The 13,289-nt window shown below is 36.2% G+C and carries 13 protein-coding genes; 11 read left to right on the top strand and 2 right to left on the bottom strand.

Annotated elements, in window-relative coordinates:
* Positions 1-10: 10 nt before the first annotated feature.
* Complete coding sequence (rho, locus tag LZZ90_RS10545; protein WP_237790661.1) at positions 11-1,732, bottom strand: transcription termination factor Rho; 1,722 nt, start codon at positions 1,730-1,732, stop codon at positions 11-13.
* A gap of 185 nt (positions 1,733-1,917) precedes the next feature.
* On the opposite strand from rho, the gene LZZ90_RS10540 reads away from it, so the two are divergent.
* From LZZ90_RS10540 to LZZ90_RS14100, 4 genes are all read left to right on the top strand, one after another.
* Positions 1,918-2,325, top strand: a complete 408-nt coding sequence (locus LZZ90_RS10540) for a DUF4293 domain-containing protein (RefSeq protein ID WP_237790660.1) — start codon at positions 1,918-1,920, stop codon at positions 2,323-2,325.
* A gap of 156 nt (positions 2,326-2,481) precedes the next feature.
* Entirely contained in the window at positions 2,482-3,147 is a 666-nt protein-coding gene (locus tag LZZ90_RS10535) for a response regulator transcription factor (RefSeq protein ID WP_237790659.1), read from the top strand.
* Between the two features lie 22 nt (positions 3,148-3,169).
* On the top strand, positions 3,170-3,451 hold the full coding sequence (locus LZZ90_RS10530; RefSeq protein ID WP_237790658.1) for a hypothetical protein: 282 nt from the start codon (positions 3,170-3,172) through the stop codon (positions 3,449-3,451).
* Positions 3,452-3,529: 78 nt separating this feature from the next.
* Complete coding sequence (locus tag LZZ90_RS14100) at positions 3,530-5,251, top strand: ATP-binding protein (RefSeq protein WP_237790657.1); 1,722 nt, start codon at positions 3,530-3,532, stop codon at positions 5,249-5,251.
* On the opposite strand, the gene LZZ90_RS10520 is transcribed toward LZZ90_RS14100, so the two are convergent.
* The gene (locus LZZ90_RS10520; RefSeq protein ID WP_237790656.1) at positions 5,219-5,716 is read right to left on the bottom strand and encodes a metallophosphoesterase; all 498 of its coding nucleotides are present in this window, start codon (positions 5,714-5,716) and stop codon (positions 5,219-5,221) included. The genes LZZ90_RS14100 and LZZ90_RS10520 overlap by 33 nt on opposite strands.
* 200 nt (positions 5,717-5,916) lie before the next feature.
* Here LZZ90_RS10520 and truA point away from each other — a divergent pair, with 200 nt between their 5' ends.
* The 7 genes from truA (at position 5,917) to LZZ90_RS10485 (ending at position 13,282) form a co-directional block, all read left to right on the top strand.
* Positions 5,917-6,660, top strand: coding sequence for a tRNA pseudouridine(38-40) synthase TruA (gene truA, locus LZZ90_RS10515; protein WP_237790655.1), 744 nt, complete (start codon positions 5,917-5,919; stop codon positions 6,658-6,660).
* Complete coding sequence (locus tag LZZ90_RS10510) at positions 6,660-8,408, top strand: ABC transporter ATP-binding protein (RefSeq protein ID WP_237790654.1); 1,749 nt, start codon at positions 6,660-6,662, stop codon at positions 8,406-8,408. The genes truA and LZZ90_RS10510 overlap by 1 nt, the downstream gene beginning before the upstream one ends.
* Positions 8,409-8,523: 115 nt before the next feature.
* The gene (locus tag LZZ90_RS10505) at positions 8,524-9,510 is read left to right on the top strand and encodes a phosphatase PAP2 family protein (protein WP_237790653.1); all 987 of its coding nucleotides are present in this window, start codon (positions 8,524-8,526) and stop codon (positions 9,508-9,510) included.
* A gap of 141 nt (positions 9,511-9,651) precedes the next feature.
* On the top strand, positions 9,652-11,040 hold the full coding sequence (gene lpdA / locus LZZ90_RS10500) for a dihydrolipoyl dehydrogenase (RefSeq protein WP_237790652.1): 1,389 nt from the start codon (positions 9,652-9,654) through the stop codon (positions 11,038-11,040).
* Between the two features lie 141 nt (positions 11,041-11,181).
* A complete protein-coding gene (locus LZZ90_RS10495; RefSeq protein ID WP_237790651.1) occupies positions 11,182-11,622 on the top strand; it encodes a cupin domain-containing protein in 441 nt (146 codons plus the stop codon).
* A 143-nt stretch (positions 11,623-11,765) separates the two neighbouring features.
* Positions 11,766-12,548 (top strand): ABC transporter permease, encoded by a 783-nt coding sequence (locus LZZ90_RS10490; protein ID WP_237790650.1) that lies wholly within the window; start codon positions 11,766-11,768, stop codon positions 12,546-12,548.
* A gap of 2 nt (positions 12,549-12,550) precedes the next feature.
* Entirely contained in the window at positions 12,551-13,282 is a 732-nt protein-coding gene (locus tag LZZ90_RS10485; protein WP_237790649.1) for an ABC transporter ATP-binding protein, read from the top strand.
* Positions 13,283-13,289: the final 7 nt, after the last annotated feature.

Below are 13,289 nucleotides of genomic sequence, written 5' to 3'. Positions count from 1 at the left end.
ACACTTAATTTTAGTCGTTCATTGAAATCAAAAATTCTTCGTTATTTCTGGTTTTCTTGAATCGGTCGTTGATGAATTCCATAGCTTCAACCGGATTCATATCCGCAAGATATTTACGCATGATCCACATTCTCTGAATGGTGTTATCATCTAATAATAAATCATCACGACGAGTACTGGAAGATGTTAAATCGATAGCCGGGAAAATACGACGGTTTGCAATTTTTCGATCCAACTGCAACTCCATGTTTCCGGTTCCTTTAAATTCCTCAAAGATCACCTCGTCCATTTTAGAACCTGTTTCCGTTAAAGCAGTTGCAATAATACTTAAAGAACCTCCGTTTTCAATATTACGTGCTGCTCCAAAGAAACGTTTTGGCTTCTGAAGTGCATTAGCATCCACTCCCCCACTCAATACTTTACCGGAAGCCGGTTGTACCGTGTTGTAAGCTCTGGCCAAACGTGTAATTGAATCTAGCAGAATTACAACATCATGACCACATTCCACCAAACGTTTTGCTTTTTCCAAAACAATATTAGCAACTTTTACGTGACGTTCAGCAGGTTCATCAAACGTTGACGCGATAACTTCTCCACGCACACTGCGCTGCATATCGGTTACCTCTTCCGGACGTTCATCAATCAGTAAAACAATCAAATAAACCTCAGGATGATTTGCAGCAATTGTATTGGCTATATCCTTCAACAACATCGTTTTACCAGTTTTAGGCTGAGCTACAATCATACCACGTTGCCCTTTTCCAATTGGTGAAAACAAATCAATGATTCGCGTAGAGATTGTGCTTTGTTTTTCCGCTAAACGGAATTTTTCTTCAGGGAAAAGCGGTGTCAAATGTTCAAAAGAAATACGGTCACGAACAACCTGTGGATCATGTCCATTGATCTTTAAAACTTTAACTAAAGGGAAGTATTTCTCCCCTTCTTTAGGAGGACGCACCACCCCTTTTACCGTATCTCCGGTTTTCAATCCGAACAAACGAATTTGAGAAGTCGACAAATAAATATCGTCAGGAGAGGCTAAGTAGTTATAATCCGAAGAACGCAAAAAACCATAGCCATCCGGCATCATTTCCAAAACACCTTCACTTTCAATAATTCCATCGAACTCATAATCAGGCTCTCTGAAATTAGGCTTTTTATTTTTTTGATTTTGGTTAGGGCTCTGATTTTGGTTGGGATTCGAATGCTGACCTTGGTTTTGATTTTGGTGCTGATTCTGAACCTGGTTCTGTTGTTGTTGCGGCTGTTTTGGAGCTTGGTTTGCAACTTGTGGTTTTTCTGCAGTTGCTTCTTCGGTTGCTTCAGTATTTTGTTGACGCGGTTGAGAATTTGGGTTGTTTTCTCTTGCAATTTTGGGCTTTTGCTGAAATTCTTTCTTTTTGTTGAATCCTTCTCGCTTATTTTCCTGTTTTACAGGCTTTTCTGCAGCGATAGATTCAGAAATGATTTCATTTTTCGGAGCCTCTGGTTGCTTTTTCTGGTCTGTTTTAGCAATTCGGGCTCTTTTAGTTTTTTCTGCTGCAGGCTCTTGTTTTGATTCCTGTGCAGGGATAACCGGCTCGATTACTTTAGGATTGGCAGCCTGAAGGTCTAAAATCTGATAAATCAGTTCGTCTTTTTTAAGATTTCGAAACTTATTGATTTTAGCCACTTTGGCAATTTCCTGAAGCTCAGACAGCTTCATTTCTTTTAACACATCAATATCAAACATGTATGTTCTTTGAGTTTAGTTAGTCTAAAAATAGAGAAATAAAAAATTGTGGTGATTTTTTTGATTTGAAACAATCGTAAAATGAAGTACTTACGATTTTGTTATGCAATAATACGAATTAAATTTAAGAAACAATAGCATTTTATTGAAAAAGACGCTATTTTTGTGCAACAATAAACACTGGAATGCTACAACGAATTCAAACCATATATCTTTTCATTGCCTTTGTATTTTCGGGTATTTTACCGTTTGTTCTTCCTTTGTGGAAAGACAGCAAAGGTGAAGTCTTTATGGCTTCGAACATACTATATGTTTCTTTGTTCGGGTTAAGTACAGCTTTAACGTTGGTTAGCATCATCAGTTTCAAAAAAAGACAAAACCAGTTTGTGATGAACAGACTGAATATGATATTAAACTTTATATTACTAGGATTATTTGTGTATCATTCACTAACACTATCCGGAGAAACTGCTGTTTCTGAGAAGGGTATTGGGATGTTCCTCCCTATTGTTTCTATCGTTTTCTTGGCCCTTGCCAACAAAGCCATCAAAAAGGATGAAGATCTTGTAAAATCTGTGGACCGATTACGATAAACCTATCATCTTAGTTTATTAGTGCGCGAAAAATCCGAATCTTTAGATTCGGATTTTTTTTATTTACATCACTAAATTTAGTGATGTAAAATCATCATTTTTAATGATACTAAATTCCGTTAATTATTCTACATTTGATAAACAACCACAACAAGAATGAGCAATAAAATAAGACTATATCTGGCCGATGACCACCAAATACTTATTGATGGATTGTTAGCCGTTTTAAAAACCAATAAATCGTTCGAAGTTATCGGTTATTCTCTTTCCGGTGAAAATCTTGTTAATGAAATAAAAGCCAACAATATTGACATTCTCATCATGGATATTAATATGCCCGGCAAAGACGGTATTGAGGTTTTAAAAGAATTTTCATCAAAAAACATTTTCTGTAATGTTATTGTCTTTTCAAGTTTTGATGACATCAAACTAATCAGAGAGGTTCTTCAATTGGGAGCAAAAGGATACCTAACCAAGCAAGCTGCCGGGGAAAACATAATTGAAGCAATCAACACGGTATATAACGGAGAGGAGTACTATTCAAAAACGATTCGTGAAAAAATATTTCAGTCGTTTACCGGAAAAGGGAACGGAGAATCAAAAGAAGATGACAACCATTTACTGCAATCCATCACCGATCGTGAAATGGAAATACTCAAACTCATTACTCTGGAATTTAGTGGTAAAGAAATAAGCGATACATTGTTCATCAGCACAAACACAGTGGAAACCCACCGAAAAAACTTGATAAAAAAGTTAAATGTCAAAACGACCGTTGGTCTTGTCAAATTCGCATTTAAACACAATCTTATCAATAACTAAATTAACCTAAAAAACAAAAAATATGATCCTAGTACAAACTTTTTCTCTTCAACAAACAGGAGCTACTGATTTTGACCTTACCTTTTCAATTCCAAACAACAGCAACTACAGCCTTAGCTATGACGCTACAAAAAACAAAAATTTTGTTACTGTTCAATTAAATTCAGGTCAAAGCCAACCTTCTGGAGTATTTGTATCTTATACAGAAGGTTACAGCATCTATAATAATTTATTAGATATTACATTTGAACAAAAACTAAATGGTGTTACAACCTCAAAACCAAGGACATACGTCCAGGTCTAATCAGTTTAAGTATTGAAAAAAAATCTCTTAATACCAATTCTATTATTTTCTTTCACGGTTTTTTCGCAACAAAAGACCGTGAGAGATTCTGTAAGTTACTATGTAGAGAAAAAAAAGATTGTTAAAGCCTTACAGTATTGCAATAAAAAAATAGACTATTCATCTAAAATGAGAGATATTGCTAATTACACAAACTATATTTGTAAAAAAGCAAGAATCTATAACTATCAACTTAATGAACATGAAAAGGCTTTAAAATTACTTTATGACGCGAAGGCTGTATTAGACAAAAAAGGAAGCAATCAAAACAAATCACTACTTGCCAATGAGATTTCAAACACCTACAGGCATTTTGGCCTATATAGTGAGGCCATCTCTGTTTCAAAAAAGGCTTTAAAAAATTATGTGAAAGAGAACGATACTGTTAAAGGGTATCTATTAGAAGAAATACTAGAATCTTATCATAGATTAGGTAATAAAGATAGTGTATATCGTTATTTAGAACCAAATTTAAAAGAATCAAAAAAACTAAACAACTATCACAAAATAAGTGATGCTTTTAATTTATATTATGGTTTTCACTTTTCAATTAAAGAGTATGATATTGGTAAAAAATATTTAGACACAGCTTTAGTTTACGCCGAAAAATCAAAATCCATCAGGATGATTACCACTACTAAAGGTAATTTAGCATTGTTTTATCTTCTTAATGAAAAAGACTATAGAAAAGCAATAAAAATACATGAGGAGCTTATTAAAGGTTTTGAAGATACTCCTATAAATGAAGAAATAGCCACCTATCACCTTAATTTAAATTATGCATTCGAACAAATAGGTAATTACAAAAAAGCAAATGAACATCTTAATGTTTATTTACAGTACGTTGAAGATAATTTTAATTCACGGATTAATGAAGAAGTCAAAAACATCAAAGCAAAATATGAGGTAGATAAAATTGAAGAAGAATATGACCAAAAAGAAGCACAATTAAAAGTCAAGCAGCGCAAAAGCGAAAAATTGATGTATATTCTCTTGTCACTTTTATTGTTTGCCGGCGTTTTGTTTTACTTCTTTTACCAAAATTTAAAACTGAAACAAAAAAACAAACTGAAAGATGTTACCCAAAAGGTTCAGCAAAACTTAATTAACGCAACTATAGACGGTCAGGAAGAAGAACGTAAACGCCTCTCTGGGGTACTTCACGATAACATAAGTGCTTTATTATCATCGGCAGGATTGCATATTTCTGCATTTGAAGCTACTTATCCTGATATGAAAGACGAACTTAAAAAGACAAAAAACATCTTAAAAGAAGCTCATGACAAAGTTCGCGATCTTTCCCACGATTTAATTCCGCCGGTTTTGGAAAAACTTGGATTAGTAGCTGCTTTTGAAGATTTATGCGAGAAGAATTCCAACACGCTTATTCAGTTCAATTTCAACAACTTTATAAAAGAAGAAGTACGTTTTCAAAGTGAATTTGAAATGAAATTATATTTTATCGTTGCCGAGCTTTTCAACAACATCATCAAACACAGTAACGCTTCTGAAGCTTCTTTAACAATAGATAAAAATCAGCGTCAGCTTTCCATCAATATTGAGGATAACGGAATTGGGTTCAAAAACAAAGACGGCAAACATGCAGACGGATTCGGGCTTTCACAAATTAAGGCGCGAATTAAAAACATGAACGGAAGCATCGTGATAAATTCTAAAGAAAATGCAGGTACTTTAATTTATATAAAAGTGGAAATTCCGGACGCCAAATCAAACTCGGGCTCCCAGTTCCACAATGTTTAAATTCTGAATTTTATCGCCATCAATCTCAAACTGAAGCATCGTACGCACCTGATGAAAGCCATGTTTTCCAGCTGCGCCAGGATTCATGTGTAACAAGTTCAACTCTTTATCGAACTGAACTTTTAATATATGGGAATGTCCGCAAATGAAAATTTTTGGAGGATTTTGTTTTATTTCTGCTCTAATTTCCTGATTGTATTTTCCGGGATACCCACCAATATGGGTGATCCAAACATCAACTTCTTCACACATAAAACGATTGTGCAAGGGGAATTCCAAACGCGCTTTTCCGTCGTCAATATTACCATAAACGGCACGCAAGGGTTTTAGTTTTTTTAGGGTATCGGTTACGGATAAATCGCCAATGTCTCCGGCATGCCACACTTCATCAGCAAGTTTAACATATTTTAGAATGGTATCGTCTATATGACTGTGCGTATCGGAAAGGAGAAGGATTTTTTTCATTGATTTACTGAAGATAATGAACTGCTAAGATACTTTCATTTTTTAAAAGAACTCTAAATTCAACAGCCATTCTTAATTTAACACACTACTCTTCTTCTTGCTTATCGCTTCTTTTCCTTTTTCCCTTACAACTTTAACCTTTTCACAACATAAAAACTTCGTAACTTTGCTTTTCTTAAAACTTTTGAGCTTTAATTACCTTGAGATACTTCATCGAATTCGCATACAACGGAAAAAATTACCACGGTTGGCAATATCAGCCACAGTCAGCATCTGTACAGGAAACCCTGAACAAAGCACTATCCACTTTACTAAAAAAAGAGATTGATGTTGTTGGGGCAGGAAGAACCGATACCGGGGTGCACGCCAAACAGATGTATGCCCATTTCAACTACGAAGAAAACCTTGATTCCGGTTATTGGACTCAAAAGCTAAACTCTTTTTTACCAAAAGATATCGTGGTTTACCGCTTGATTCCTTTACACGAAGAAGCCCATGCCCGTTTTGATGCAACAAGCCGCACCTACGAATACCACATCCATACTTTCAAAGACGCTTTTGATCATGAAGGAAGTTGGTATCATTTTCATCCGCTTGATGTAAAAAAAATGAATGAAGCCGCAAAAATCCTTTTTGAATACACTGATTTTGAATGCTTTTCAAAAGTACATACCGATGTTAGAACCTTTAATTGTGTTATCAAAGAAGCGAATTGGCAGCAAAACGGAACACAGCTTGTTTTTACAATTTCAGCTGATCGTTTTCTGAGAAATATGGTACGTGCCATCGTGGGAACACTTATTGGAGTTGGTTTAGGTAAAATTTCTCAAGATGATTTCCGAAAAATCATCGAAAGTAAAAACAGAGGAAATGCAGGATTTTCGGTTCCAGCCCACGGTTTGTATTTAACCAAAGTAATTTATCCGTATCTTCACAAGCACTAATGAAAGCCCTTCAATCCATATCGCTCAAAAAAGTAATGCACTATGCGAAACCTTACAAATCAAGGCTTTACATGGTGGTTGTTTTTGCAATTACACTGTCCGTTTTTGCGGCACTTCGCCCCTATTTACTAAAAGAAACTGTAGACGGTTACTTAAAAACACACGATAAAGCAGGTCTTTTATACTATATTGGAATAATGGGATTTGTTCTTTTACTTGAAGTTGGGTCTCAGTTTTATTTTACCTATTGGGCAAGTTGGCTTGGTCAGGACATTGTAAAAGATATTCGCGAAAAACTCTTCAGCCATATTACAAAGTTCCGAATGAAGTATTTCGATCACGAGCCTGTTGGAAAATTAGTAACCCGTTCGGTAACCGATATCGAGTCCATCGCCAGTATTTTCAGTCAGGGATTATTCATGATTATCAGTGATCTGATGAAAATGGTTGTGGTTATGGGAATCATGTTTTACATGAACTGGAAATTGAGCTGTATCGTAGTTTTAGGAATGCCGATTTTAGTTTACGCCACAAGAATCTTTCAGAAAAAAATGAAAGTCGCTTTCGAAGAAGTTCGTAACCAGGTTGCGGCACTGAACACTTTTGTACAGGAACGTGTTACGGGTATGAAAATCGTACAATTGTTCAACCGTGAAGACATCGAACTTGAAAAATTCAAAGAAATTAACCGCCTTCACAACAAAGCATGGCTTAAAAATATTTTATACAACTCTATCTTCTTCCCTATTGCTGATATCTTATCCTCGTTAACGTTAGGTTTAGTGGTTTGGTACGGAGGCTGGAACATTATGAACGGTGACACCATGACCTCTTTTGGAGATTTATTCGCTTACACCATGCTTATTGGAATGTTGTTCAACCCTTTACGACAAATTGCGGATAAGTTCAATGTGATGCAAATGGGAATTATTGCAGCGGAGCGCGTTTTTGAGGTTTTGGATAAAGAAGAACAGGTTCAGGAATCCGGAACGGTAATTCCCGGACATTTTAAAGGTGACTTGCTTTTGGACAATGTTCGTTTTAGCTATATCAAAGGTGAGGAAGTTTTAAAAGGCATCAACCTGAAAATTAATGCAGGTGAAACTATTGCGATTGTTGGAGCAACCGGAGCTGGAAAATCGACCATTATTAATCTTCTGAATCGTTTTTATGAGATTGACAGCGGTAACATTTTAATAGACCAAACCAACATAAACGATTACGATCTGGATAGTCTTCGCAGGCAAATTGCCATTGTTTTACAAGACGTATTCCTTTTCGCAGATACAATTCTGAACAACATTACCCTTAACAATCCAGAAATAACACGCGACCAAGTAATTGATGCTGCAAAGAAAATTGGTGTACATGATTTTATCATGAGCTTACCAAACGATTATGATTACAACGTAAAAGAACGTGGTGTAATGCTCTCATCAGGACAACGACAATTGATTGCGTTTTTAAGAGCCTTTGTAAGCAACCCAAGTATATTGATTTTAGACGAGGCTACTTCATCAATTGACACTTATTCGGAAGAATTAATTCAAAAAGCAACTGAAACCATCACAAAAGGAAGAACCTCTATCGTAATTGCACACCGCTTGGCTACTGTTATCAATGCGGACAAAATCATCGTGATGGACAAAGGACAGATTGTGGAAGAAGGCAAACATTATGAACTCATTGCAAAAGCGGAAGGCTATTACAAGAATTTATACGAATCCCAATTTGCCGTGGAAAACTAGCTTACCACCGGCAAAACATTAATATTTTAAGGAAATAAACACTTCGAAAGCAGTAACAGTTTTTTATCAGAAATAACATTCGTAACTTAACTTATTCTTTTTGAATACTTTAAGCATGTACGACTTCACAAAATATAACATATTACTGTTGCTGCTGACATCTACTTATACTGTTGCTCAAGAGATTATTACGGACACAACTTTAAATGCTATTCGATATTACAAAATAAATGAAACGGTTGCCTACGGATATGCAAAACCAAAATTGAAGGATGTTTTCCGATACATTCCAAAAGACCTTGTTGAATTGGGAAAATTCACAATTCAGAAGGAAAATCTGAAATGGGATGCCATAGCTATTGGTTCCACATTACTGCTCATACCATACGACCAAAGAATACTAAATAGTGCTAATAACTTTGGAAATCAACTGGGCAGTTGGGATGAAGATGCGCAATATGACAGCTTCCTTGGTTTACGGATAATCCCTAAAAACATTCCCTCCGCCGTTTATTACATTGGGAATGGAGGAACAACATTACTTCTTAGCGGTCTTTTCTATACCATTGGAAAAAGCGGCCCGGACGATTACAGAGCTTTAAACACCTCCAATGAACTACTGGAAGTTTTGCTTTCCGTTGGAATAACCACACAAACCATCAAAAGGATTACGGGTCGCCAAAGTCCGAGGTCTGCCACAAAAGAGGGTGGTCAATGGAGTCCGTTTCCCAGTTTTAATGCCTTTCAGGACCAAACCCCAAATTATGATGCCATGCCTTCCGGTCATTTAGCAACTTATATGGCAACAATTACAATTATCAGCATTAATTATCCCGAAATCAAATGGATTAAACCTGTAGGCTATACTGTAGGGGGAATATTGGCTTTTAATATGATAAGCAATAAAGTGCATTGGGCTTCCGATTATCCTGTTGCAATTTTAATTGGTTATGTAATGGGAAAAAACATAGCTAACAGACGTATTATAAAAAAAGAACCTCTATCGGGTATGGATGACAGAAAAAAAGCAAAATACAAAACTAACTTTAGCTTAAATAGGATTAACAATACAAATGTGATAGGAATAAACATAAGATTCTAAAATCACACAAGGAAAGTAGCTGTTCTGATATGGGGTTTAAAAAATAATCCCTATTTTCGTACGCTGAAATTAAACCGAATTTTTTAGAATTTTAATCCTTTAAGGCATTAATTTTCAACTTAATTTAAAAAAATTAGACTAATGAAATACGATGTTATTGTTTTAGGAAGTGGTCCTGGAGGTTACGTAACTGCCATCAGAGCGTCACAATTAGGCTTTAAAGTAGCCGTTATCGAAAAAGAAAACCTTGGAGGAATCTGCCTTAACTGGGGATGTATTCCAACGAAAGCCTTATTAAAATCGGCTCAGGTTTTTGATTACCTAAAACATGCTTCCGACTATGGTTTGAAAGTAGAAAACGTAGATAAAGATTTTGGAGCTGTTATCGCACGTTCGCGCGGTGTAGCTGAAGGAATGAGCAAAGGTGTTCAATTCTTAATGAAGAAAAACAAAATCGACGTTATCGACGGATTTGGAAAAGTAAAACCAGGCAAAAAAGTTGACGTAACCGATAAAGACGGAAAAGTAACGGAATACTCAGCTGATAATATCATCATCGCAACCGGTGCCCGCTCAAGAGAATTGCCAAACTTACCTCAAGACGGTAAAAAAGTTATCGGATACAGACAAGCTATGGTTTTACCGGAGCAACCTAAGAAAATGATCGTAGTAGGTTCAGGAGCAATCGGAGTGGAATTTGCACATTTCTACAACGCAATGGGAACTGAAGTTACTATCGTTGAATTCATGCCAAATGTAGTTCCTGTAGAAGATGAAGACATCTCAAAACAATTTGAGCGTTCACTTAAAAAAGCAGGAATCAATATCATGACAAATGCTTCTGTTGAAAAAGTGGATACTTCAGGAAAAGGCGTTAAAGCTACGGTTAAAACAGCTAAAGGGGAAGAAATCCTTGAGGCGGACATCGTGCTTTCTGCAGTTGGAATCAAAACAAACATCGAAAACATCGGATTGGAAGAAGTAGGTATCGCTACCGACAGAGATAAAATCCTTGTAAACGCATACTACCAAACCAACGTTCCGGGTTACTACGCAATTGGTGATGTAACTCCAGGTCAGGCTTTGGCACACGTTGCTTCTGCAGAAGGAATTTTGTGTGTGGAGAAAATCGCAGGTTTACATGTTGAGCCTTTAGATTACGGAAACATTCCGGGATGTACGTATGCAACTCCAGAAATCGCTTCTGTTGGTTTAACTGAAAAACAAGCAAAAGAAAAAGGATACGAATTGAAAATCGGTAAATTCCCATTCTCGGCTTCCGGTAAAGCTAAAGCTGCAGGAACTCCTGACGGTTTCGTGAAAGTAATTTTCGATGCAAAATACGGTGAATGGTTAGGTTGCCATATGATTGGTGCCGGAGTAACTGACATGATTGCAGAAGCGGTTGTTGCTCGTAAATTAGAAACCACAGGTCATGAAATTTTAAAAGCTGTTCACCCTCACCCTACTATGAGTGAAGCGGTTATGGAAGCTGTTGCCGATGCATACGGTGAAGTAATCCACTTATAATTACTATTTAGGGAATCTTAAAAAATTCTCAGGATCATATTAAAATCCGTTTTGTGAAAGCAGAACGGATTTTTTTTAATCGCTTAATAATCAATATATAACAGATTTAAGTTCGTAAATTTGTATTCGAATACCACTTAATTGGAAATCAACACTAAACTAAATACGCTGAAAACAATTAAGTTAATTTCAAAAACTCAATTTATTGGATTATTTCTAATGTTGAGTGCGGCAATGTATGGACAAGACCCTATTAAGGTTGCTCCAAATGCATATAAAAAAGTTGTTCTTGAAAACGAGAAGGTAAGAGTACTTGAAGTAGAAATTGCTACTGGTGAAACAATTCCGTGGCACACCCACCCTAATCATGTTGCTTATGCTTTAACCGATGCAAAGATAGATATCACAGACAAAGGCAAAGCTCCTGTAAGTGTAGATATCAAAGCGGGAGAAGCTTTATACATCCCAGCCGTTACCCATATGGCTAAAAATGTTGGAGGCACAACTGCTAGATTGATTGTAACCGAAATTAAACACCCAATGGCAAAAAAAATGAAAATGCCAGCTGAAGCAAAAAAATAACCTCCTTTGAATGGAAAAAACTAGTATGCTTAAATCCGTTTTGTAAAAACAGAACGGATTGTTTTTTTTACACCATTAACAATCAACAACTTACAGAAAAAGCTTATATTTGATAATTGTTTTGCTTAAAATAAATTCAGTTCATGAATGCTATTTTAAAAATACATGATTCTTTCCAAGCCTTTTTAACTGAAATTGGTGATCTGTCCTATTTTACCGCACGTTTCTTTAAAGAAGTTTTTAAACAACCGTTCGAATTTAAAGAGTTCCTGCGACAATGTTACAATATGGGGAACCGTTCCCTTTTACTTGTAGCAGTTACAGGATTCATTATTGGTTTGGTTTTTACCTTACAATCGCGCCCCACACTACAGGAATTTGGTGCAGTTTCATGGATGCCTTCCATGGTAAGCATCTCCATCATTAGAGAAATTGGTCCGATAATAACTGCTTTAATTTGTGCCGGAAGAATCGGTTCGGGAATTGGCGCAGAATTAGGCTCCATGCGCGTTACGGAGCAAATCGATGCGATGGAGGTTTCCGGAACCAATCCTTTTAAATATTTGGTGGTTACACGAATTGCCGCAACTACATTAATGCTTCCGCTTTTGGTAATATTGGGAGACTGTATTGCCGTTTACGGATCTTATCTGGTAGAACATTTAAAAGGAGATGTTTCCTTTCAGTTATATTTCAATCAGGTTTTTGAAGCATTGGAATTTGGAGACATTATACCTGCAACCATTAAGTCGTTCTTTTTCGGCTTTGCCATAGGACTGGTTGGTTGTTACAAAGGCTATAATTGTAAAAAAGGTACAGCTGGAGTTGGTCTTGCGGCTAATTCGGCAGTGGTTTATACTTCGATGCTTTTGTTTATCATCGACTTTATAGCAGTTTTTGTAACCGATATTTTTTACGATTTATAACCATGAAACCAGTAATCGAAATAAAAAATCTAAGGAAAAGTTACGGTACCAATCACGTTTTGGATGGTTTCAATATGGTTTTGAACGAAGGGGAAAATCTGGTCATTATGGGAAAATCCGGATCGGGAAAATCCGTTATGATTAAATGCCTTATAGGACTTGAACAAGCCGATAGCGGAAGTATTGAAGTCATGGGGCAAAATATTCTAGAACTGCAACAGGAAGAGTTGGACGAGTTACGAACCGAAGTTGGTTTTTTATTTCAAGGAAGCGCACTTTATGATTCAATGTCGGTTAGAGAAAATCTGGAATTTCCCTTACGCAGACATACCAAAAAATTTGGGATCATTGAAGACACTACTCCATTAGTGGTCGAAGCTTTAAAAAATGTTGGCTTGGAAAGCGCAATAGACTTAATGCCGAGCGAACTTTCCGGCGGAATGAAACGAAGAATCGCCTTAGCCCGAACGCTAATTTTACAGCCAAAAATAATATTGTATGATGAACCTACAACTGGTTTAGATCCAATTACTTCAAAAGAAATTATCCTTCTTATGCAATCGATTCAGCAAAAATACAAAACATCGTCCATTATCATTACCCATGATGTGGATTGTGCAAGGGTTATCGCCAATCGAATGATTCTTTTAATAGATGGAATAAATTATGCCGAAGGAACTTTTCAGGAACTGATTACCTCAAAAGATCCGAAAGTAATGGCTTTTTTCAAATGACAACGAT

The organism is Flavobacterium sp. SM15 (assembly GCF_022012335.1).
In the GTDB taxonomy this organism is placed as follows: Bacteria; Bacteroidota; Bacteroidia; order Flavobacteriales; family Flavobacteriaceae; genus Flavobacterium.
This window is presented reverse-complemented; position numbering and strand designations above follow the sequence as displayed.

Coding starts and splice junctions, on each gene's coding strand:
- rho (WP_237790661.1), bottom strand. CDS start 1,732: ATGTTTGATATTGATGTGTTAAAAGAAATGAAGCTGTCTGAGCTTCAG.
- LZZ90_RS10540 (WP_237790660.1), top strand. CDS start 1,918: ATGCTACAACGAATTCAAACCATATATCTTTTCATTGCCTTTGTATTT.
- LZZ90_RS10535 (WP_237790659.1), top strand. CDS start 2,482: ATGAGCAATAAAATAAGACTATATCTGGCCGATGACCACCAAATACTT.
- LZZ90_RS10530 (WP_237790658.1), top strand. CDS start 3,170: ATGATCCTAGTACAAACTTTTTCTCTTCAACAAACAGGAGCTACTGAT.
- LZZ90_RS10520 (WP_237790656.1), bottom strand. CDS start 5,716: ATGAAAAAAATCCTTCTCCTTTCCGATACGCACAGTCATATAGACGAT.
- LZZ90_RS10510 (WP_237790654.1), top strand. CDS start 6,660: ATGAAAGCCCTTCAATCCATATCGCTCAAAAAAGTAATGCACTATGCG.
- LZZ90_RS10505 (WP_237790653.1), top strand. CDS start 8,524: ATGTACGACTTCACAAAATATAACATATTACTGTTGCTGCTGACATCT.
- lpdA (WP_237790652.1), top strand. CDS start 9,652: ATGAAATACGATGTTATTGTTTTAGGAAGTGGTCCTGGAGGTTACGTA.
- LZZ90_RS10490 (WP_237790650.1), top strand. CDS start 11,766: ATGAATGCTATTTTAAAAATACATGATTCTTTCCAAGCCTTTTTAACT.
- LZZ90_RS10485 (WP_237790649.1), top strand. CDS start 12,551: ATGAAACCAGTAATCGAAATAAAAAATCTAAGGAAAAGTTACGGTACC.